This is a genomic window from Streptomyces sp. NBC_00846 (assembly GCF_045207325.1).
Classification (GTDB): domain Bacteria; phylum Actinomycetota; class Actinomycetes; order Streptomycetales; family Streptomycetaceae; genus Streptomyces.
In genome coordinates this window covers 7,443,916-7,464,219 of the sequence record NZ_CP108846.1, presented here as the reverse complement: position 1 = coordinate 7,464,219, position 20,304 = coordinate 7,443,916, and the positions used below count along the sequence as shown (strand labels likewise).

Genomic DNA, 20,304 nt, shown 5'->3' with positions numbered 1-20,304 from the left:
CCTCACCACGCCCACGCGCCGGACCGGGCGGTGATCGCCCCCGTTCACGGCATCGCCCCCTGCTCCTCGGTCAGGCCAGCGAGAGAAAGAGCTTCTCCAGCCGCGCCCGCATCCGGTCCCGGTCCGCGGGCTCACCGCCGCCGTCGGCCATGCAGTGCTGCAGGCCCGTCGCGATGATCGCGAAACCGGCCCGGTCGAGCGCCCGGGAAACGGCCGCCATCTGCGTGATGACGTCCTCACAGTCCCGGCCCTCCTCGATCATCCTGATGATCCCGGCGAGCTGGCCCTGCGCGCGGCGAAGGCGGTTGAGGACCGACTTCAGTTCGTCGGCCGCCATGTCGAGTTCCACAACATCCTCCTACTGATACCCCAAGGGGTATTCTAACCGCATGGGGCAGGAGAGCCCGAGTTCCTCCTCGGCCCCGGTGAACGAAAGGAATCAACTGCTCGTGACCAGCCCCGTCTCCCTCTCGCCCGCCCAGGCCGCGGCCCGTCTCGCGGAGTTCACCGTCATCGATGTGCGGGCCCCCGGCGAGTACGCCTCCGGGCACGTGCCCGGTGCCCTGAACATCCCGCTGGACCGTCTCCCCGAGGCCGTGCCCGCCCTGAAGTCCGCCGCTGCCCGCGGCTCGCTGCTCGTGGTGTGCGCCTCCGGCGTCCGCTCCACCCGGGCCTGCGACATTCTGGCCGCGGCCGACATCGACGCCGTGACACTGTCCGGCGGTACCTCGGCCTGGGAGGGCGAGGGCCGCGATCTCGACCGTCCGGCCGGGGCCCGGCCGACCTGGCCGATGGAGCGTCAGGTCCGGCTCGCCGCGGGTTCTCTGGTGGTGGCCGGCCTGCTGGCCGGGGTGCGCTTCCCGGCCGCCCGGTGGGTCGCCGCGGGCATCGGCTCCGGACTCGTCTTCTCCGCCGTGACCAACACGTGCGGGATGGCGGCGGCCCTGTCGAAGCTTCCGTACAACCGCGCCCCGCGCTCGGCCGCGAACCTGGACGCGACGCTGGACGCCCTCCAGGGCTGACGCACCGAGCGACGCGAGGAGCCGGTCACGCGGGTGCGTGACCGGCTCCTGCCGCTCGCGGGAACGGATCAGACCTCGTCCCGGACCAGGGCGAGCAGCCGGTCCAGTACGCGCGGTCCGCCCGCGCGCAGCCCGTCGTGCTCGTACTCGTTGGTCACCCAGGTACGCAGCCCGCGGATCGCCGCCGCGGTGCGCAGCGCGTGCCCGGTATCGACGTACATGTCGTCGTGGTAGACGGCCGCGGCGACGGGCACCTCGTTGGCGGCCAGCCGCTCGGTGTCGTAGAGCGGCGCCCAGTCGGTACGGGAGGCCAGCAGTTCGGCGGTCTCGCGCAGCGGGCGCAGCGCCGGATCGACCTCGAAGTGCCAGGGGTGGATGCTCTCACCGGTGAAGAGCACGGGGCCGTCGCCCTTGAGCGCCGTGGCCGCGTCGAACTGGGGGAATTCGGCACGGACCCGCTCGGCGGCCCAGCCGGTGGGCCGCTCGCCCTGGCCGTAGATCGCCTCGTGCATCAGCGCGTACAGCGGATGCCCGGCGAACGAACTCGCCGTGCGCATCGCCTCCTGGAACGTGTCCGAGAGCTCGGTGCCCAGCGGCGTGCGGACGAAGGCGTTCTCCAGCAGGTAGTGCAGCTGGTGGCTGCCGTTGCCGCCGCCCAACATGATCCCGAGGGACTGGAACCCCTCGGGCGTCAGACGGTGGCCCGCGCTTTCCGGGCGGTGCTCCGCGAGGTGAGCGGTGATCTCCCGGGCCCGTTCGACGTCCTGCGGGTAGCGCGTGTAGTGGGCGGCGACCTTGCGCTCGATCCGCGGGTAGGCGGCCCGGTAGACGTCGTCGGCGTGCGCGTCGAGCGAGGGCAGCCCGCCGGTGATCAGGACGGTCCTGAGCCCTTCGGGGGCGGCCGACAGATAGCGGACGGCGCAGAAGCCTCCGAAGGACTGACCGAGGACCGTCCACGGTTCGCCACCGGTCAGCCGCGGGCGGATGAGCTCGCAGTCGCGCACGATGTTGTCGGCCCGGAAGTGTGCAAGGTAGTCGGCCTGCTCGCGCGGACCGCCGCGCAGCGGCAGGGTCTGCCGGTTGGCCGGGGTGGACAGGCCGGTGCCGCGCTGATCGAGGAGCAGCACCCGGTACTCCTCCACCGCCCGTCCCAGCCATGCCTCCGCGCCGATGAAGCGCCGGGCGCCGAAGCCGGGGCCGCCCTCCAGATAGACCAGCCAGGGCAGCTCCTCCCCGGCCCTGCCGCTCGCCACGGCCTCCCTGCCGAAGATCTCGATCTGCTCGCCGCCCGGATCGGTGTGGTCGAGCGGGACCGTGAAATAGCGGTCGGTGAAGACGATGCCGGGGTGCCGGTAGCTGCTCACAAGGTGCTCCTGAATCAGATGTGCCACGGACAGTTCAGCACACGGCCGTGACACGGACCGTCGCGCCCCATGTGCGGCACGTCCGGAGGCCTCCTGCCGTGCAGGCGCGATCCGGTCCGAGCAGGAAGGCGCGAGAACACCCTCGTCCGCGCGCCGCCCGCCCCCGTACCGTGTGATCAACCATCCCCACGGGTGCCCCCTCACCCCGGCGAAGAAGGCGGTTCCGCATGTCCCTGTTCGATCTGCCCCTCGACCAGCTGCGCGACTACCGCAGCCGTTCGGTGGAGCCGGAGGACTTCGACGCGTTCTGGTCCAAGACCCTCGACGAGGCCAGGTCCCACGACCTCGACGCCCGGTTCGAGCTGTGTACAGGCACGGGGCTGAGCACCGTCGACGTGTACGACGTGACGTTCGCGGGCTTCGGCGGGCACCCGGTCAAGGGCTGGTTCGTCCTCCCGGCGGGCACCACCGAACCGCTGCCGGTGGTCGTGGAGTTCATCGGCTACGGCGGCGGGCGGGGCCTGGCCCACACCCATCTGCTCTGGGCATCGGCCGGTTTCGCCCACTTCGTGATGGACACCCGGGGCCAGGGCAGCGGCTGGCAGGTCGGCGAGACCCCCGACCCGGTGGGCAGCGCGCCCTCGTACCCCGGTTTCATGACCCGGGGCATCGAGGACCCGCACGCGTTCTACTACCGGCGTGTGTTCACCGACGCGGTGCGGGCGGTGGAGGCGGCGCGCTCGCATCCGCTGGCCGACGCGGCGCGCACCGCGGCGATCGGCGAGAGCCAGGGCGGCGGCATCACGCTCGCCGTCGGCGGGCTGATACCCGACCTCGTGGCGATCGCGCCGGACGTCCCGTTCCTGTGCGACTTCCCCCGCGCGCTCACCGTCACCGACCGCACCCCGTACCGCGAGGTGGGCAGCTACCTCAAGACGCACCGGGGCCGGGCCGGACAGGCGAGGGCCACCCTGTCCTACTTCGACGGCGTGCACTTCGCCGCACGCGGGCGGGCACCGGCCCTGTTCTCGACGGCTCTGGAGGACATGACCTGCCCGCCCTCGACCGTCTTCGCCGCCTTCAACGCGTACGCCCACCAGGACAAGGCCATCGAGGTGTACGACTTCAACGACCACGAGGGCGGCGGGCCGTTCCAGGAGGCCGCGCAGCTGGGCTGGCTGCCCGGGAAGCTGACGGCCTGATCCCGGAGAAAGGGGGCGCGGCGGGCCTACGGTCCGCGCCTCCCCCGCGCGCTCGTCAGTGCGGCTCGGCCGCCGGTTCCAGGACGAAGACCGGAATCTGCCGGTCGGTCTTGAGCTGGTAGTCGGCGTAGTCGGGGAACGCCTCGACCGCGCGCTGCCACCACAGGGCCTTCTCCTCGCCGGTGACTTCACGGGCGCTCATGTCCTGGCGGACGGGGCCGTCCTGCAGTTCCACGCGCGGGTCGGCCACGATGTTGTGGTACCAGACGGGGTGCTTGGGGGCGCCGCCCTGCGAGGCGACCACAGCGTACGAGCGGTTGTGCTCGACCCTCATGAGCGGCGTCTTGCGGATCTTGCCGCTCTTGGCCCCGCGGGTGGTCAGGATGATGACCGGCAGGCCCCGCATCGTGGTCCCCTCCGTCCCACCGGAGCTCTCGACCAGCTCGACCTGGTCGCGGACCCACTGCGCGGGGCTCGGCTCGTACTCACCCTTGAGAGGCATGGCATCTGTCCCATCGTCGACCTTCGGATGCACGGCTGCGCGGACACGCGGGCGTGCGGGCGTCGTTGTGTCCGGCTGCTACGAGAACTCTTTCATCATTGCGCCCGCCCCGGGTGGATCCCGCATGTCACGGTGAGGACCGGGCCGGCGTCAGTGCCGCGGCGGGTGCAGCCGCAGTTGGAGCATGGCCTCGAATCTGGCCTCCGGGTCGTCGAGATCGATGCCCGCCACCACGGCCAGGCGCTTGAGCCGGTAACGGAAGGTGTTGGGATGGATGTGTACGGCTGCCGCGGCGGCGGCCACGTCGCCGAAGGTGTTCAGCCAGGCCTCCAGCGTGTCCGTGTGGGCGGTGTGGTGCTGGGCGTCGTAGGCGCGGAGCCGGATCACCGGGCCGTCGGGGAGATCGTCCTCGGCGGCGATCCGGTCCGTCAGCTCCTCCAGCAGCGAAGCGGCGTAGACGTCCGACAGGCGGGCGGACCGTCGCTGGGAGCGGCCGGAGCCGAGGACCCGCAACACGCGGTCCGCGTCGGCGCGGGAGCGGCGCAGCTCGGCCGGACGGGCGGCGAGCCGGCCGATGCCGATGACCGCGGGCACCCGGTCGCCCATGCGTCCGAGGAACGCCTCGGCCACCCGTAGCGCGTCCTGGTCCGAACCCGTGGGCAGGACGGCGTAGGTGACGCCCCCGAGCGAGGCCGCGGCCGTTCGGGGGTGGATGGCGGCCAGGTGCAGGGCGAGGGCCTCGGCAACGCGGTGGCCCGCGGCCACCCGGTCGGGTGCCGACGGCTCACCGGTCACGGCGAGTGCCAGTACGCAGGCGGGCTGGACGGACAGGCCCAGCCGTACGGCGGCCTGCGGGGCGTGGGTGCCGCCCTCCAGGACCGTGGCGAGCAGGTCCGCGCGGAGCCTGCGTTCGACGTCCTCGCCCGTGCGATGACGCAGCAGATGCAGGGCGGCCGCCTTCGCGGCCTCCTGCAACGCCTGGGTGCGGTCCTCGCTCAGCGGTCCGTCGACCACGACCCAGATCGATCCGAGGATCTCGCCGCCCGCGCGGACGGCGATCGCAGCCCGCGGTTTGTCGGAGATGCCGGCCACATAGACGATCTCCTCCTTGCGGTAGAGGGCGTGGAAGGCGCCGAGTTGCTTCAGGGCGCGCAGCTTCTCGGCGGGAACCTGACGGTCCAGGATGGTCGCGATCCTGGCGTCGTCGCCCTCGTCCTGACGGCTGGAGAAGGCCAGCACCCGACCGCCGCGGTCCTCCGGCGGGGCCGCCGTCGGGTTTGGCGTCCAGACCGACCACGGCGTGGGCGCCCGCGCTCTCGACGGTGACGGTGCGGGGTGTGCCCGCGGCGGCGTTGACGGCGTGTTCGCCGGCCAGGTCCCAGTGGACCATCAGCCGGTCCGTCTCGGTCCCGGCATTGACCTCGTCCTGCATCGCCCCGTAGAAGTCGGCCAGGTACTCGCTCGCTGCCGCGCCCAGTTTGGCCAGGTTGAAATAGGCGTTGCGGCTGATCAGCGGGTCGAAGGTCCAGGTGACCGCGGTGATGCCGCGGGCCAGGGCCCAGGCCCTCTGATGCAGCTTGACGGCGTAGCCGACATTGCGGCCCCGGACGGTGTCGTCGACCCCGGCGATGTGCGAGTGCAGTCCGGCGGTGGCCAGGAAGCCCAGGCAGACTCCGGCCATCCGGCCGTCCCGGTGGACTCCGACGACGTAGCTGCCGGAGTGGGCGAAGACCCGGAGCAGCTCCGGGGTGATCAGCGGGTTGCCGGGATCGGGCCGCCAGACCCGGTCCAGTACCCGGCAGGCGTCCCGCATCTCGTCCAGCCCGTGCAGTTCGGAGACGGTCACGCCCGCGCGGTGCGCGGCCGTCGCTGCTGCCGCCGCGGCGGCTTCCGCACCATTCACGATCTCACCCGGCCCGGTGCGACCGGCGGCTTCCGTACGAGCGAGGCGACCAGGGAGGCCACCAGCGCCGCGCGGCGGGGCAGTTCGGCGACGAGCACATGCTCGTCGTCCGCGTGCGCCCCGCCGCCCACGGCCCCGAGGCCGTCCAGCGTGGGTGTGCCCGCGCCTGCCGTGAGGTTGCCGTCGGAGCCGCCACCGACCGCCACGCCGCGCAGGGTGCCGAAGCCCAGTTCGGCGTAGTGGCTCCGGGCGAGTGCGAACAGCTCCGCCGAAGCGCTCGTCTGGAGCGGCGGCCGGTCCGGGCCACCGGAGAGCTTGAGCGAGGCGCCCGCGAGGACCGGTGAGAGATCCTGCACGGCACGGTCCACCCGGTCCTGTTCGGCGGCAGTCTCCACCCGTACGTCGACCAGCAGCCGGGCCGTGTCGGGCACCGTGTTGCGGGTGGTGCCGGAGGAGGCCACCGTCGGTGTGACCGTGGTGCCGGTCGCCGGATCGGCGAGCGTGGACAACGCGAGTACCTGGTGGGCCAGTTCGGTGGTCGTGTTGATGCCGCGATGGGGTTCGAGGCCGGCGTGCGCCGCGCGGCCGGTGATGTGCAGTTCGTAGCCGGACACCCCCTTGCGCGCGGTCTTCAGCGCGCCGCCCTCGCTCGCCTCCAGGACGAGTACGGCCCGGGTGCGGCGGGCCTCGGCCTCGATCAGGGTGCGTGATGCCGGGGAGCCGATCTCCTCGTCGCCGGTGAGCAGGACCGACACCCCGTCCAGGTCTTCGAGGACCGCCAGCGCGTGGAACAACTGCGCCACACCGGCCTTCATGTCGAAGCAGCCGGGACCGGTCAGCCTGCCGCCGACCACCTCGAAGGGGTGGCCGGCCAACGAGCCCACCGGCCACACCGTGTCGAAGTGACCGAGCAGCAGCACCCGGTCGCCGGAGCCGAAGCGCCAGCGGAGCGCGGGCGCGCCCGCGCCGCCGAGCCACTCGGGCGCAGCACCGGTCAGCCGGGTGCCGAGCCCGGCGACGACCCGGGCGCAGTCGGCGACGGCGGCCGGGTCCTCACTGGGCGACTCGCTGCGGACCAGTTCCTCGATGTCGGCCAGCAGTCCCGGCAGCGCCGCCTCCAGGGCGGTGGCGATCTCGGTCACGTCAGCCCGCCTTGGGGGTGGCGCGGCCGCCGTGGTGGATGTAGGGCGTGCCGTCGGCGAGGGTGTAGAAGACGACCGGGACCCAGGCCTTCAGGCCCGGTCGCTGCACCACGAACAGCCCCGGCTCGACGGGGTGCATCCGGTACTCCTGCTCCGTGTCGGGCATCAGCTCGGCGAGCGGTCCGGTGATCCGGTCGAGCATCACCAGGCCGCCGTCCCGCTCCACGATCTCCACTCGGCTGGAGAGCCGCTGGTACGCGCCGACGTAGTCCGCGGGGTCCACCGCCACCGGCTCCTTCGCCGGCTGGATCGTGGCGCGCATCGTCACGCCGGCCAACTCCTGGACGATCTCCCCGAACACGTCCCGGTAGAGGCTCATGGTGTCGCCGCCGTTGGTGAGCAGGCAGATCGCCAGATCGGCCTCGGGCAGCACCCGCAGGAACGCGCTCTGCCCGATCGTGCCGCCGTCGTGTCCGTAGACCCGCTGTCCGTCCCAGGTGTCGAGGAACCAGCCCAGTCCCCAGGCGTGGCCCAGGATGTGCGGGTCGGGGAGTTCGACCTGCGGGGTCTGCATGGCTGTGGCGCCCTCGGCCGAGAGGATCTTGGTGCCGTCCTCGGTGACGCCGTTGTCGAGGTGCAGCCGGGCGAACCGCAGTACTTCGCGCGGCGTCGAGCAGATCAGTCCGGCGGGTCCGGCCGAACGCATCAGCCCCCACTGCGGGGCCTGCGCCGGCGGGTCCCCCAGATGCCCGATGGCAGCGCGGAAGCGCAGCGCCTCCTCCGGCAGAGTCACGGTGTGTGTCAGGCCGAGCGGACGGAACAGTCGCTCGCGCATCAGCTCGTCCCACTGGACGCCGGTGACGACTTCGAGCACCCTGCCGAGCAGGGTGAAGCCCGCGTTGCAGTACGACATGGTGGCGCCGAGCGGGTGGTTGGGGGTGACGTCGCCGAGGAGGGCGGCGAACTTCTCCAGGCAGTCGTCGCCCCGGCCGGTGTCGGTGAAGAGGTCGCCGTCGATGCCGCTGGTGTGGTCGAGGAGATGACGAAGCGTCAGTCCTTGTTTCAACTCGTCGTTGGCTACTCGCAGTTCGGGCATTACGGAGACGAGCGGCGCGTCCAGTTCCAGCAAGCCCTCGTCGACCAGGGCCATGGCGACCGTGGTGGTCCAGACCTTCGAGATCGAGCCGATCTGGAACAGGGTGTCGGTGGTCGTCTCGATCCCGGCTTCGGTGTTGGCCAGGCCGACGGCGGCCTCGGCGATCAGTTCACCGCGGTGCAGGATGCCGAGGTTGGCGCCGGGGACGGAGTGGCGGGCGGCCAGCTCGGTGAGGCGGGCGGTCCAGCGGGCGGACAGGTCGGTGGTGTCGGTCATTTCGGCTCCGATTCCGTTTCGTTCGACAATCTCAACAGATTCAGTGGTTGTGGCGGTTGCGGTGGTCGTGGTGGCTTCTGCCGCTCCGGCGGTTTCAGCGGTCGGTGTGCGTGGTGACCCATTCGGTCAGGCGGCGGGAGTAGTCCTCCCGGTGCGAGGGCCTGCCGTCCAGGATGAACAGGTGCGGGCTGCCCGGGTGCACGACCAGCCGGGCCGGCACCTTCCGGGTGCACAGCGCGTGGAACCACTGCTCGGCCTGGCCGAGCGGGCAGGTGTCATCCGCGCCACCGTGCAGGATCAACGTGCGGGCGCTGCCGGGCTCGCCGTTCGGGCGAGGGGATACGGGTCGACGCCGACGTCAGGGACGCCGACGCGATCCTTGCCGAGGCTGCCAGGACGCTGGACTTCAGCCGGCCGGTCGGGCTCACCATGCTCGGGATCATGGGGCAGCTCCCCGACGAGGACGATCCATGGGCGCTGGTCGACCGGCTGCTCGACGCGCTCCCCGCAGGCAGCTACCTGGCCCTCAGCGACGGCACGGACACGAGTGACGCGCTGAACCGGGCCGTCGCCTCCTACAACGCGAACTCGGCCGGCTCGTATCATCTGCGCAGCCCGGAACGGATCTCGGACTTCTTCCACGGCCTGGAGATGGTGGAGCCGGGCGTCGTCAGGACGTCGGCCTGGCGCCCGGATCCGCACCAGAGTCCGGTGGACACGCTGCGGGGACACGCGGTGAGCAGCGTCGGGCTCAAGGTCTGAAGCGCGCCGGATTCCACCGGGCGCCGAAGCCATGTGGTTCATGACCTCGGTGCCCGGCGGACCGGGGGACCGCACAGGCACCGGAGTGCGCCGACGCCCCCGGAGCGCGCAACGGGCCCCCGCTCGCGCAGAGTTCTACCGACGTTCGAGCACGCCCCGGACGAAGGCCGCCTGGCCGGCGTGTTGCAAGTCGTCCGAGATGACGCTGATCAGACGGACCCCGAGGGTGACCGGCGGCGACCACGCCTCGTCGACGACGCGGTTCAGAGCCCGGCCGTCGAGCTCGCTGATGAAATCGAGGGTCTGTTCATGGACGTCGTCGTAGTAGCCGAGCAGCAGTTCCGGCGACCCCACCCGCACCGCCGAGACGTCCGCATCGCTGTGTCCGTACCCGGTGGCGTTCTTCTCGAAGGGCAGATCGAAACGGGAGGCCCAGTCCCGGGTGAACCAGACCTGCTCGATACCGGCCGCGTCCGAGACGTGGTCGTCCTGGATCCGGGTGAGGTGCCATACGAGCCAGGCGATCGTGTTCGCTCCGCCATCGAGGCGGGCATGGAGATCGGTGGGTGGCAGTCCCTCGACCGCCTCGTGCACCGTCTCCTGGACGCGGGTGAACGCGTCCGTCAAAAGGTCAACGCTGTTCATGACCTCACCATGGCCGCTCTCCCGCCCCTCCCCCGCGATCGACACGCGCCGCGCTCGGCACTGTCCGTTTCCGGACCAGGAAGAGCCTGTCAATCGGGCCCAACTGATCGTTTCGGATTGAGTAAGTGCGTCCGCTCCACGGGCCGTTCACGCCGCGGTACGGACCGATCAAGGGTGCTGGAGCGCGAACGGCCGTCGGTCCGGGCCACGCCGGCCGAGTACGTCGCCGGAAAGTGCGACGCCAAAGTGTCCGACGGTGTCACCCAGAGCTTCAAGGGATCCGAGGGGGCGTGCTGCACCTTCCCTGCCGGCCCTCCCGAGGAGTTCCTGGTCGGCGGCAGGGTGGCAGCCTGCGCGGGCGCGGGCAGACTGCTGCTCCAGGTCACCATCGACGGTGTGGACGACACCCTCGAGCAGGATCGCGAGCATGCCCTCCAGCTGCTGGCCGATGCCCGCGCCGAGGTCCCTGGAGCCTGAGCGAACGCCTTGCGGGGCAGCCTCTACGTTCTCTGCCACGCTCCCGCTTGCGGTCGCGTGCTCAGCTGATCAACTTCGGCGATCCGGGCCAGGCGGCGCCCGTGGGTCCGGGAGTACGGCCCTCGGTCACCACCTACTCCAGGCGCCGACTGCTCCAGTGGCCGACTACTCCATGGGGTAGATGTCCCCGCTCGCCATGCCGCTGACCTGGTCGCTCTCGGCTTCGATCCTGCGGGCCTTCTCCTTCAGGCGCTGGCGTTCCTTGGGGTCCGAGGTGCGCTCGGCTGCGTCCTTGAGGTCCTTCGCCTTGGCGCGCATCTCCCGTATGCGACCGCGGTATTCCTCTGACTCGCTCATGATCACTCCTTGGATCTGTGGGCGGGTCGGACCCCGCCACGGAACCAGGTTTTCCGGGACACCGCACTCCAGGCGGCTACCTACCGTGACGCATCCCGCAACGGAGGGCCATTCATCGGCCCGGTGTCCCGGGCGGCCGGCGTCGGTCGGACACGGTTTCCCACCCCCAGAGTAGTCAGAATGCGACTGCCGCGAGTCTTCACCGGGCACAGCACCGGCGCATCCCGCTCACGTCGCGGCCGCTGCCGTCAGCCTCGGCACCGCCGCCAGGGACACCGGGACGCGCGCCCGCCCGGCCAGCGGACACCCGCGGCCAGGAAGCCGAGTCCGATGCCCAGCATCCAGGAGTCCTTGGCCAGCGGGATGCCGTTCTGGGTGGGCCGCAGGCTGCCGGGTTCCCGCATCCCCGGCATCCGGAGGTAGAGGCCGACCAGGCCGCCGGAGAACCCGGTCAGCGCCAGTCCGGCCAGTCGGGTCGGTACGAAGGGGGCCAGCAGGGTTCCGCCGACCGTGATCTCCGTCAGCGCGAGCAGCCGGGTGAATCGCTTGGCTTCCATCTTCTTGAGGAACGGGTAGGCGGTACAGGCCATGCCGTGCACGCCCTGGGCCGTCTCTTCGTCCGCCTTCAGCTTGCCCAGGCCGGAATTCAGGATGAACGCACCGGTGGCGAGGCGAGGGGCCACATCGCGGGGTTCGAGGGTCGTCATAGGAGCCTCCATCGATCTGGTATTCGACCCCTCGTCGAGCTTAGCCAGAAGGTGTCGGAGCCGCTCCACGAGCGGTACCCGCGCCCAGCACGGTGGTGGCGCCGGCACCAACCGGTTCCGATGCCCCCGCAGTCCCCCGATGTCAACTTCTATTGATCGCGGAGCAACCTCGGACGCGCGACTGCCGTCTTGATCCACAACAAGGCGGTTCGCCGCAAGTGACAAGCCACGTCCGACCCCCCACGAGCGCCCGGGTCAGATCGTCGGGCAACTATGCGCTCCATGTATACACCACGTGCATAGTTGCCGGTGCCGCCCGGCCGCGCGCGAAAGGCTCCCATGCACAGCAAGGCACTGGCGCCCGAGTACCAAGGCGCCCTCACCAAGATGTCGGTGAACTCCTCTCTCACGGATGTACTGGCCGAAGGAGTACGTCATTTGAGGGAGGCCGAGCTCTCCGGCTCGCAGCGCGAAGTGGCGCGTTGCGGGCTCGCGGTGGCCGAGGCCCATCGCAGGCTCGGCAACGTACAGGAGGCCGACCGGGCGTGGAAGGCCAGTTACCGGGCCGCCCGCTCGGCCGGTGACGCGGGGGCAATGGCGTGGGCGCTGTGGAGCGGAGGGACGCTTGCCCGTCAGCGCGGTGAACTCCGCCTCGCCTTCCGCCTGTTGGGACTGGCTGCCGACATGGGTGAGCGCGGCGGGGACATCGTCGCCCGTGGCTACTCCCTCGCCGGCCTTGCGGAGACCGGGCGAATACAGGGCGACTACCAGAAGGTCGCGGTCCTGCACGAACAACTGCTCACCGAGGCGCGCGCCCGTGGCGAGGCGCGCCACACCGTGTGGGCACTGGAGGGCATCGCACAGATCCACCGCAACACCGGATCGCTCGACAGTGCCCTGGCCATGTTCGAGGAGGCCGCCGAGCTGGCCGGGAACGCGGACGACCGGCGTGGCCGGGCGTGGGCCCTGCGCGGCATGGCCGACATCGTTTCCCTGCGGGACGACGATCCGGAGCGTGCCCTGGCCCTGCTCACGGAAGCCGAACTCACCTGCCGTGAGATGAAGTTGTCCAGTGCGCTCGCGTACAACCACAAGATGCGCGCCAATGTGCTCTTCCGCGCCCGCCGTTACGAGGCGGCGCGCCAGGTCTACGAGGAGGCGCTCGCCGAGTTCCGTGCCATGGCCGAGCCCCGGGGCGAGGCGCTGGCCCGGCTCGGTCTCGTCAAGTCGCTCGCCCGGCTCGGCCGCGACCGGAACGAGACCGCCGCCGATCTCGACGAGCTGCGCCGCACCCTCAGCCGGATCGGCCTGCTCAATGCCCGGGACATGGTCGACAAGGCGTACGCCGAACTCGGCGTGGCACCGGTCGGTGGCGCGGCCGACGAGGAAGGCGGACGACGATGACACCACCGCCGGTATCCCAGCGGGCCACGGCACCGCAGATCCTCTCCCGCTGCCGCGACCTCGTACGCCCGGCGCTCGCCCAGGCCGTGCAGCGTCTGCACCCGTGGCACGCGGAGATGGCCGCGTTCTCCCTCGGGTGGGGCACGGCGGACGGTGACCCCGTCACGGGCTCACAGGGCAAAGGGGTGCGTCAGGCCCTCACCCTGCTCGGCGCCGAGGCGGCCGGCGCCCCTGCGGAGGACGCCGTCGTCGGCGCCGTCACCGTCGAGCTGATCCATGTCTTCTCCCTCCTGCACGACGACATCATGGACGGCGACGAGACCCGCAGACAGCGCGCCACCGCATGGAAGGTGTACGGGACCGGCCCCGCGATCCTCGCGGGCGACGCGCTCTTCGCCCTGGCCGTACAGACGCTGGCCGACGCTCCCGGCGTGCACGGTGCGGCAGCGGTCCGGCTTCTCGCCGGCACGCTGACCGACCTGGTCCGCGGTCAGGCCGAGGACCTGCTCTTCGAGTCCCGGCCCTGGACCGGGCCCGAAGCGGTGCGGCCGCACGAGTACCGGTGGATGGCCGAGCACAAGACCGGCGCGCTCCTCGGCTGCGCGGCGGGCCTGGGCGGGGTGCTCGCCGGAGCCCCTGCCACGACCGTCGCCGCCCTCACCACGGCCGGCCGGCACCTCGGGGTGGCGTTCCAGTCCGTGGACGACCTCCTGGGCATCTGGGGAGATCCCCAGGTCACGGGCAAGCCCGTCCACAGTGATCTGCGCCGGCTGAAGAAGACGTACCCCGTTCTCGCGGCCCTGGCCACGGACCACCCCGCCGCCCGGCGCCTCGCGGCGCTGCTCGGCACCGGCAGTCCGCTCGACAGCACCACCGCGCGGCGGGCGGCCGGTCTCGTGGAGGAAGCCGGTGGGCGTTCGGCGACACTGGCCGAGGCGCATCAGCACCTCGACAGCGCTCGGCTCAGCCTGGAGAACGTCCCGCTGGCCCCGGCCGCACTCGGTGAAATCGTCACGCTTCTCCCGTTCCTCGTCGACCGCACGATGTGACCCGACGCGGGGCCTGCGCCGGGACACCACGTCCCCGGCTCTCCCCGTCGGCGCCGGTGGCCGGAATCCCGTCGCCCGGGTCCGGCGTCGGCGTCGGCGTCGGCGTCGGCGTCGGGCCTCAACCGCGGAGCACGGTGCCGGAGCTGATCGGAACCGGGCCCTCCCGCAGAAATCGTTCCTTCCACAGGGCGATGGATGTGGTTCCGGGCCGCGCGACCCGTTCTCGTTGTGTACCGATCAGTACATTTCTCGTGCGGTGCGCGCCGGGCCACGGACCGATCGGGTGAGGGTCTGTCTCAGCCTCCTCTCAGCCGGTGCCGTACAAGCTGGAACCGTCCCCGGACCACCGGGCGCGAGCTGAGGAGGAGGTTTCCTCATGGCCTCGCACACTGTGGACCCGCCTGTCGTTCCGGCTTCGGACCTCACCGACCAGGGCGCGCGGACCACGGCCCGTAGGCTGCACCACTTCTTTCACGACGCCTGTGACCGCACACCGTGGGCCGTCGCCCTGGAATGCGATGAGCAGCGTCTGACGTACGCCGATCTCGACGCACGCGCCAACCAGGTGGCTCACTACCTGCGCCGTGCGGGCGTCGGTACGGGCACTCGCGTGGCTGTCCTGCTGCCGCGGTCCGTGGGCATGTACGTGTCGCTCCTGGGCGTGTGCAAGGCCGGGGCGGCATTCGTGCCGCTCGACCCCGCTTCCCCGCACGAACGCATCGCGTACATCCTGGGCGACTCAGGTGCCGACGTCCTGCTGACCACGGGCGTTCTGATGCCACGCACCGGACATGCGGAGACGGCGGAGCCGGGAGCGTGCCGGGTGATCCGGACCGACGCCTGGGCGGGTGAAGTCGCTCGTCTTCCCACGACGCGGCCGCCTGCCGACACGCCCGGCGCGGGCAGGTACGAAGACGATCCCACCGCATACATCATGTACACCTCGGGCTCCAGCGGCAGGCCGAAGGGCGTGGAGATCGCCCAATCGAGCATTTGTAACTTCCTCGGTGTCGTGACTCCCGTGTACGCCGTGCGCCCCGATGACCGGGTTTTCCAGGGCATGACCATCTCGTTCGACTTCTCCCTGGAGGAGATCTGGCCGACCTGGACGGCAGGCGCCACGCTCGTCGCCGGGCCGAGCGGCCCCGCGCCGCTCGGCGACGAGCTCGCCGACTTCCTGGAGACGCTTCGCGTCACGGTGCTGTACTGCGTGCCGACGCTGCTGGCGACGATCCCGCGCGAGCTGCCGCGGATCCGCAGCATCGTCGTGGGCGGCGAGGCGTGCCCGCACAGTCTCGTCGACCGGTGGAGCAGGCCGGGACGGCGCATCCTCAACACGTACGGGCCGACGGAGGCCACCGTCACGGCGACCTGGCAGGAAATGCGGGCGAACCGGCCCGTCACCATCGGACGGCCGCTGCCGACGTACTCGGTGGTACTTCTCGACGGACAGCGGCGGCCCGTGCCCCACGGTTCGGCCGGCGAGATATGCCTGGGCGGTCCCGGCCTGGCCCGCGGTTACGTGGGCCGGCCGGACCTGACCGCCGACCGTTTCATCGAGCACCCGCTGGGTCCCCGAAACGGCCGGCTCTACCGCACCGGTGACCTCGGCCGGATGACCGCCGACGGGGAGATCGAGTACCTGGGCCGGGCCGACGCCGAGGTGAAGATCCGGGGCTACCGGGTGGCACTCGGTGAGATCGACAACGTGCTGCTGGAGGACCCCGGCGTAGCCCAGGCGGTCACCGCGCTCGTCCCCGCGCCGGACACGGGCAGGACTCCGCGGCCCCGGGACGACCTGGACCCGGCCGGGCACAGCGGGCCCGGGAGCGGCAAGGTGCTCGCCGCCTACGTCGTACGCGTCACAGACTCTCCCGGCCGGGACGCGGCCTCCGACGGCGACCTCGTCGGCCGCCTGCACGAGCACCTGCAACGTACCCTGCCCGCCTACATGGTGCCGTCGTTCCTGGACATCCTCGACCGCCTTCCCGCCATGCCGAGCGGCAAGGTCGACCGCCGGCTGCTCCCTCCTCCGACCGGCCGCCGGCTCATGGGGACCGGCCGCGTGGTGCCCGCCCGCGGCAAGTTGGAGAGGCGGGTGCGGGACACCTGGGCGCAGGTGCTCGGTCTCGCTCCCGACGAGTTGTCGGCCGAGGCGAACTTCTTCACCGACCTCGGTGGCCACTCGTTGCTCGCCGCCCAGGTCGTATCACTGTTGCGCGGCCGCGACAGTGGAACCGGGCCGACTCTGCGTGACCTGTACGAGCACCCGACCGTGCAGGGTTTCGCGGAGCGGATACGCGCCTCGGCGGCCACCGCGGGCACCGCCGGCCCGCCCCGCTCGTTCATCCGCCACAGCCGCGGCCGGATCGCGCTCGCCGGACTGGCCCAGGCCGGGGCCATCTACGTTGTGCTTCTTCTGTTCACGCTGCCCGTGGCCATCACGTACGCCGCACACCACGGCCAGGCCTCGGGCGGTGAGGTCGTGCAGCCGACGATCGCCGCCGTGGCCGGTTACCTGGCGGTGCGCTGGATCCTTCCTCCCGCCCTGGCGCGCCTGCTGGGGAAGGGCATCGCACCTGGCCACTACCCGCTGTGGGGGCGGACCTATCTGCGTCTGTGGGCGCTGCACCTGTTGGTGGAGATCAGCCCGCTGCGGGTACTCAGCGGTTCTCCCATGGCGGCTCCCTACCTTCGGCTGCTCGGTGCACGCGTCGGAGCCCGCACCACGATCGCCACCGGCATGATCGGTCTGCCGGCGCTGCTGACGATCGGCAGCGACGCGGCGGTCGGCTACGCCGTTTCGCTTCGGCCCTGGAAGGTCGCGGACGGACGGGTCACCGTCGCGCCCATCACGGTGGGCGAGCGGGCCTTCGTCGGTGCCAACGCGGTGCTCGAACCCGGCGCGCGCATGGGGCCGGACTCCGGACTCGGTGAGCAGTCCGTGATCGGCCAGGACGAGTCGATGGCTGCTGGAGCGCGCTGGGCCGGATCGCCGGCGCGCCGGGTCGAGGCTCTCACTCCGGTCGTCGAGGCGATGCTGCGCACACCCGGCGCTGCACATCACTGGCGACCGCGGCATCTGTCCGCGGCGCTGCTCGGCCTCGTTTTCCTGGAACTGGCTCCTCTGCTGATGGTCCTGCCCGGCATCGCGTTGTTCTGGTTCGCGTGGCTGCGCTGGGGTACGGGCTCGGGGCTGGTCGCCACCGCACTGTCCGGCCCGGTCTTCGTGGGTACGGTGTGCTCGGTGGTGGCTGTCGGCAGGCGTCTGGTCCGGCCCGGGGTGCCGGTGGGCATCCATTCGGCGCGCTCCTCGCTCGGCGTACGCAAGTGGTTCGTGGACAAGCTGCTGGAGTACAGCCTCACTTTCACCAACGCCCTCTACGCCACGCTCTACACCGTGCCGTGGCTGCGGCTGCTCGGCGCGCGCGTGGGCCGGGGCGCCGAGGTTTCCACCGCCGCGCACGTCGAGCCGGGCCTGCTGACCCTCAAGGAGAGAAGCTTCGTCGCGGACATGGCGAGCATCGGCTCCGCGGTCTTCGCGGCCGGCCAGGTGGCCATGGGGCCCACCACGGTGGGCAGCCGCGCGTTCGTCGGTAATGCCGCGCTGGTGGCGGGCGGCACGGAACTGGGTCCGAACTCCCTGGTCGGCGTGGGTACGGTCCCGCCGCCCGACGGTGTGCCCGACGGGACCACCTGGCTCGGCTCCCCCGCGTTGCGGCTCCCGGTGCGCCAGAGCAGCGGTTCGTACCCCGAGGAGCTGACGTACCGACCGACCCGCAGGGCGGTACTCGCTCGTCTGGGTATCGAGTTCTTCCGCGTCACCATGCCCGCGTCGCTACTGGCGACCAGTGCCTACCTGTACCTGCTGGCACTGTCCGGCCTTGCCCGTGACGTCGGCGCGCCGGTCCTGGTGCTGGTGTCGCCCTTCCTGGCCATGGGCGCGGCATTCGCGGTCATCGCGTTCTGCATGGTGGCCAAGCTTGTGGTCGTCGGAAGGTACCGGCCGCGTGTCGAGCCGCTGTGGAGTCTGTTCGTACGGCGTACGGAGTTCATCACCGGCCTTTTCGAGGCGGCCGCGGTCCCGGCGGGGGTGGGTGCGCTGGTAGGGACACCGTTCCTCCCGGCGGTACTCCGCATGTTCGGTGCCCGCATAGGCCGCCGTACCTGGATCGGCACCACCTTTCTCACCGAATTCGACCTGGTGAAGGTGGGCGACGACGTCGCGGTCGGCATGAACGTCTCGCTGCAGACGCATTTGTTCGAAGACCGTGTCATGAAGATGTCGACGGTGACCGTCCGGTCCGGTGCGGATATCGGCACCCGGGCCATCGTGCTGTACGACGCGGTGGTGGGCGAGCGTGTCGGGCTCGGGGCGTTGTCCCTGGTCATGAAGGGGGAACACCTGCCGCCGGGGACGAGCTGGCGAGGGCTGCCCGCCGAAGGGGTGACGAGCCGTCCCGGACCGGTTCGGGGGGACTCGTCACCGTCGACCGCGGTGCGCGACGCATGACACCGATGGTGAGGAGGCAGCCATGATTCAGGCCGGGAAGCCCGGGCACCGCCCACTCGCGCTCGTCTACCGCGGACCGGCATCGCTGCCCGGTTGCCCGGAGGCGGTCGCGGACCTGCTCGCCGCCGGCCCGTGGGACCTGGACGTGCGCTTCACCGGTCCGCGCGAGGCCCTGAAGCTGTCGGCCGGAACGCTGGCCGGGGCCGTTGTCTATGCCCAGCCGGGTGGCATGTCACTCCGGCCCGCCTACCGGAAACTGAGGCGGCAACGTGACGCGATCCGTGACTTCGTCCATTGCGGCGGACGCTACCTGGGCTTCTGTCTGGGCGCCTATCTGGCAGGTGCCACCCCGGGATTCGCGCTGCTGCCCGGCGACACCGACCAGTACATCCGCTCACCGGGGTGCACAGTCCACGACACCGGCAACACGCTGGTCGGGGTGATGTGGCGCGGACGGCCCCGCACCGTCTTCTTCCAGGACGGACCGTACTTCGCGCTCGACGCGGACGCGGACGCGACCGTCCTGGCCACCTACACCAACGGCGCGCCCGCCGCGGTCGTAACCCGGTTCGGCGCCGGCCGCGTGGGGGTCACCGGACCGCACCCGGAGGCCGGCGACGACTGGTACACCGACAACCGCCTCCCGGTCCACCACACCCGGGACCTCGCGCTGGACCTCGTGCATGCGGTGATGGAGAAATGACCACGGTGCCCGCGCCTACACGTCTCGATTCGACGACGGCGCGGTGTCCGCCGCCGCTGACTGCATACGTCGGCCGGTCGGGTTGACCCGACCGGCCGAGGTGCGCGGTCACTGCCAAAGAGCAGTCGGTGGCTCCGGCTCCTACCCGCCGACGGGGCGGTCGGCGCGTCGGGAAGTGCGGATCAGGCGCTCACGCGCCTCCTCGATGTCGCTCTCCCGGTCGTCTGCGGGCCTGCTGCGCTCATCCGGCCTTCTGTCCCTGCGCTCCCGCTCGTCACCACGCGGCGCCCGCTCTCGCGCCGTGTCGGTCCCGCGGGCCTCACACCCGTCTCGCCGGACCTCGTCCCGACGCCTGTCTCGACTGTCTGTCATTGTTCCTCTCCTCACTGTTCGAGGCCTCCAGCGTGTGACGCGGGCACGGAGAGGACGCTGAGAGTCCGCCATGCTCTCAGCGGCTTCTCAGGGGACAGTCCGTAGGTGCGGCACTAGGGTGGATGGAGAGGCTGCCATGCGGATGCTGATCATCGAGGACGAACGTGGACTTGCGTCGGCGATCGCCGACGGACTCGCCTCGGAGGGCTTCGTCGTCGAAGCCGCATATGACGGCGTGGACGGACTCTGGCGGGCCCTGCACGAGCCGCACGACGTCATCGTGCTGGACATCATGCTGCCCGGCCTGTCCGGGTACGAGGTCCTCAAGCGGATGCGGGCAGCGAACGTGTGGACCCCCGTGCTGATGCTCACGGCGAAGGACGGAGAGTACGACGAGGCGGACGCGCTGGACCTCGGCGCCGACGACTACCTGAGCAAGCCGTTCTCGTACGTCGTACTCGTGGCCCATCTGCGGGCGCTCCTGCGCCGAGGAGCACCGCCCCGGCCCACGGTGCTCGCCGCCAACGACCTGACCCTGGACCCCGCGCGTCGGCGGTGCCGTCGGGGGAACCATGAGATCGACCTGACCGCACGGGAGTTCACCCTCCTGGAATTCCTGCTCCGGCGTGCCGGCCAAGTGGTCAGCAAGACGGAGATCCTCACGCACGTGTGGGACGAGAACTTCGACGGCGACACCAACATCGTGGAGGTCTACGTCGGTTACCTGCGGCGCAAAATCGACGCCCCGTTCGACCGCCGGACCATCGAGACCGTCCGTGGAGCGGGGTACCGGCTCCGGAGCTGAGGA

19 protein-coding genes are annotated in these 20,304 nt (G+C 71.0%); 9 read left to right on the top strand and 10 right to left on the bottom strand.

Annotated features, from left to right (window positions below):
• Nucleotides 1–70 precede the first annotated feature (70 nt).
• Nucleotides 71–349 carry a metal-sensitive transcriptional regulator gene (locus OG936_RS34320; RefSeq protein ID WP_406499747.1) on the bottom strand — a complete coding sequence of 93 codons (279 nt, stop codon included), beginning with the start codon at nucleotides 347–349 and terminating at the stop codon, nucleotides 71–73.
• A 100-nt stretch (nucleotides 350–449) separates the two neighbouring features.
• Here OG936_RS34320 and OG936_RS34315 point away from each other — a divergent pair, with 100 nt between their 5' ends.
• Nucleotides 450–1,022: a rhodanese-like domain-containing protein gene (locus tag OG936_RS34315; RefSeq protein WP_406499746.1), complete on the top strand. Its 573-nt coding sequence runs from the start codon at nucleotides 450–452 to the stop codon at nucleotides 1,020–1,022.
• 68 nt (nucleotides 1,023–1,090) lie between these two features.
• Here OG936_RS34315 and OG936_RS34310 read toward each other — a convergent pair whose 3' ends face one another.
• Nucleotides 1,091–2,386 carry an alpha/beta fold hydrolase gene (locus OG936_RS34310; protein ID WP_406499745.1) on the bottom strand — a complete coding sequence of 432 codons (1,296 nt, stop codon included), beginning with the start codon at nucleotides 2,384–2,386 and terminating at the stop codon, nucleotides 1,091–1,093.
• Nucleotides 2,387–2,613: 227 nt separating this feature from the next.
• Between OG936_RS34310 and OG936_RS34305 the strand changes: the two genes are divergently transcribed.
• Complete coding sequence (locus tag OG936_RS34305) at nucleotides 2,614–3,588, top strand: acetylxylan esterase (RefSeq protein ID WP_383755017.1); 975 nt, start codon at nucleotides 2,614–2,616, stop codon at nucleotides 3,586–3,588.
• A gap of 55 nt (nucleotides 3,589–3,643) precedes the next feature.
• Here OG936_RS34305 and OG936_RS34300 read toward each other — a convergent pair whose 3' ends face one another.
• The 5 genes from OG936_RS34300 to OG936_RS34280 form a co-directional block, all read right to left on the bottom strand.
• Entirely contained in the window at nucleotides 3,644–4,090 is a 447-nt protein-coding gene (locus OG936_RS34300; protein ID WP_406499744.1) for a nitroreductase family deazaflavin-dependent oxidoreductase, read from the bottom strand.
• 150 nt (nucleotides 4,091–4,240) lie between these two features.
• On the bottom strand, nucleotides 4,241–5,329 hold the full coding sequence (locus OG936_RS34295; protein WP_406499743.1) for a PucR family transcriptional regulator: 1,089 nt from the start codon (nucleotides 5,327–5,329) through the stop codon (nucleotides 4,241–4,243).
• Between the two features lie 660 nt (nucleotides 5,330–5,989).
• The gene (locus OG936_RS34290) at nucleotides 5,990–7,135 is read right to left on the bottom strand and encodes a M20 family metallopeptidase (RefSeq protein ID WP_406499742.1); all 1,146 of its coding nucleotides are present in this window, start codon (nucleotides 7,133–7,135) and stop codon (nucleotides 5,990–5,992) included.
• Nucleotide 7,136: 1 nt separating this feature from the next.
• Nucleotides 7,137–8,507 carry a serine hydrolase domain-containing protein gene (locus tag OG936_RS34285; protein WP_406499741.1) on the bottom strand — a complete coding sequence of 457 codons (1,371 nt, stop codon included), beginning with the start codon at nucleotides 8,505–8,507 and terminating at the stop codon, nucleotides 7,137–7,139.
• A gap of 94 nt (nucleotides 8,508–8,601) precedes the next feature.
• Nucleotides 8,602–8,808 (bottom strand): alpha/beta hydrolase family protein, encoded by a 207-nt coding sequence (locus tag OG936_RS34280; protein ID WP_406499740.1) that lies wholly within the window; start codon nucleotides 8,806–8,808, stop codon nucleotides 8,602–8,604.
• Between the two features lie 38 nt (nucleotides 8,809–8,846).
• Between OG936_RS34280 and OG936_RS34275 the strand changes: the two genes are divergently transcribed.
• Nucleotides 8,847–9,269 carry an SAM-dependent methyltransferase gene (locus OG936_RS34275; protein WP_406500727.1) on the top strand — a complete coding sequence of 141 codons (423 nt, stop codon included), beginning with the start codon at nucleotides 8,847–8,849 and terminating at the stop codon, nucleotides 9,267–9,269.
• Between the two features lie 135 nt (nucleotides 9,270–9,404).
• Here OG936_RS34275 and OG936_RS34270 read toward each other — a convergent pair whose 3' ends face one another.
• Nucleotides 9,405–9,914, bottom strand: coding sequence for a DUF664 domain-containing protein (locus OG936_RS34270; RefSeq protein ID WP_406499739.1), 510 nt, complete (start codon nucleotides 9,912–9,914; stop codon nucleotides 9,405–9,407).
• A gap of 117 nt (nucleotides 9,915–10,031) precedes the next feature.
• Between OG936_RS34270 and OG936_RS34265 the strand changes: the two genes are divergently transcribed.
• Nucleotides 10,032–10,391: a hypothetical protein gene (locus tag OG936_RS34265; RefSeq protein ID WP_406499738.1), complete on the top strand. Its 360-nt coding sequence runs from the start codon at nucleotides 10,032–10,034 to the stop codon at nucleotides 10,389–10,391.
• Nucleotides 10,392–10,556: 165 nt separating this feature from the next.
• On the opposite strand, the gene OG936_RS34260 is transcribed toward OG936_RS34265, so the two are convergent.
• Together OG936_RS34260 and OG936_RS34255 are read right to left on the bottom strand one after the other, a co-directional pair.
• On the bottom strand, nucleotides 10,557–10,748 hold the full coding sequence (locus tag OG936_RS34260) for a DUF6381 family protein (protein ID WP_383754975.1): 192 nt from the start codon (nucleotides 10,746–10,748) through the stop codon (nucleotides 10,557–10,559).
• Between the two features lie 248 nt (nucleotides 10,749–10,996).
• Nucleotides 10,997–11,455 carry a hypothetical protein gene (locus tag OG936_RS34255; RefSeq protein ID WP_266751018.1) on the bottom strand — a complete coding sequence of 153 codons (459 nt, stop codon included), beginning with the start codon at nucleotides 11,453–11,455 and terminating at the stop codon, nucleotides 10,997–10,999.
• Between the two features lie 339 nt (nucleotides 11,456–11,794).
• On the opposite strand from OG936_RS34255, the gene OG936_RS34250 reads away from it, so the two are divergent.
• The 5 genes from OG936_RS34250 (at nucleotide 11,795) to OG936_RS34230 (ending at nucleotide 20,301) form a co-directional block, all read left to right on the top strand.
• Nucleotides 11,795–12,859 carry a tetratricopeptide repeat protein gene (locus OG936_RS34250; protein WP_406499737.1) on the top strand — a complete coding sequence of 355 codons (1,065 nt, stop codon included), beginning with the start codon at nucleotides 11,795–11,797 and terminating at the stop codon, nucleotides 12,857–12,859.
• Nucleotides 12,856–13,908, top strand: coding sequence for a polyprenyl synthetase family protein (locus OG936_RS34245; protein ID WP_406499736.1), 1,053 nt, complete (start codon nucleotides 12,856–12,858; stop codon nucleotides 13,906–13,908). Before OG936_RS34250 ends, OG936_RS34245 begins: the two co-directional genes overlap by 4 nt.
• A gap of 376 nt (nucleotides 13,909–14,284) precedes the next feature.
• Nucleotides 14,285–18,421 (top strand): Pls/PosA family non-ribosomal peptide synthetase, encoded by a 4,137-nt coding sequence (locus OG936_RS34240; protein ID WP_406499735.1) that lies wholly within the window; start codon nucleotides 14,285–14,287, stop codon nucleotides 18,419–18,421.
• A 22-nt stretch (nucleotides 18,422–18,443) separates the two neighbouring features.
• Nucleotides 18,444–19,124 carry a BPL-N domain-containing protein gene (locus OG936_RS34235; RefSeq protein ID WP_406499734.1) on the top strand — a complete coding sequence of 227 codons (681 nt, stop codon included), beginning with the start codon at nucleotides 18,444–18,446 and terminating at the stop codon, nucleotides 19,122–19,124.
• 508 nt (nucleotides 19,125–19,632) lie between these two features.
• Nucleotides 19,633–20,301, top strand: a complete 669-nt coding sequence (locus OG936_RS34230) for a winged helix-turn-helix domain-containing protein (RefSeq protein ID WP_406499733.1) — start codon at nucleotides 19,633–19,635, stop codon at nucleotides 20,299–20,301.
• Nucleotides 20,302–20,304 lie beyond the last annotated feature (3 nt).

Bases quoted from the DNA above. Each gene is read 5' to 3' on its own strand.
- OG936_RS34305 (WP_383755017.1), top strand. From the start codon at position 2,614: ATGTCCCTGTTCGATCTGCCCCTCGACCAGCTGCGCGACTACCGCAGC.
- OG936_RS34300 (WP_406499744.1), bottom strand. From the start codon at position 4,090: ATGCCTCTCAAGGGTGAGTACGAGCCGAGCCCCGCGCAGTGGGTCCGC.
- OG936_RS34285 (WP_406499741.1), bottom strand. From the start codon at position 8,507: ATGACCGACACCACCGACCTGTCCGCCCGCTGGACCGCCCGCCTCACC.
- OG936_RS34270 (WP_406499739.1), bottom strand. From the start codon at position 9,914: ATGAACAGCGTTGACCTTTTGACGGACGCGTTCACCCGCGTCCAGGAG.
- OG936_RS34260 (WP_383754975.1), bottom strand. From the start codon at position 10,748: ATGAGCGAGTCAGAGGAATACCGCGGTCGCATACGGGAGATGCGCGCC.
- OG936_RS34255 (WP_266751018.1), bottom strand. From the start codon at position 11,455: ATGACGACCCTCGAACCCCGCGATGTGGCCCCTCGCCTCGCCACCGGT.
- OG936_RS34250 (WP_406499737.1), top strand. From the start codon at position 11,795: ATGCACAGCAAGGCACTGGCGCCCGAGTACCAAGGCGCCCTCACCAAG.
- OG936_RS34245 (WP_406499736.1), top strand. From the start codon at position 12,856: ATGACACCACCGCCGGTATCCCAGCGGGCCACGGCACCGCAGATCCTC.
- OG936_RS34240 (WP_406499735.1), top strand. From the start codon at position 14,285: ATGGCCTCGCACACTGTGGACCCGCCTGTCGTTCCGGCTTCGGACCTC.
- OG936_RS34235 (WP_406499734.1), top strand. From the start codon at position 18,444: ATGATTCAGGCCGGGAAGCCCGGGCACCGCCCACTCGCGCTCGTCTAC.
- OG936_RS34230 (WP_406499733.1), top strand. From the start codon at position 19,633: ATGCGGATGCTGATCATCGAGGACGAACGTGGACTTGCGTCGGCGATC.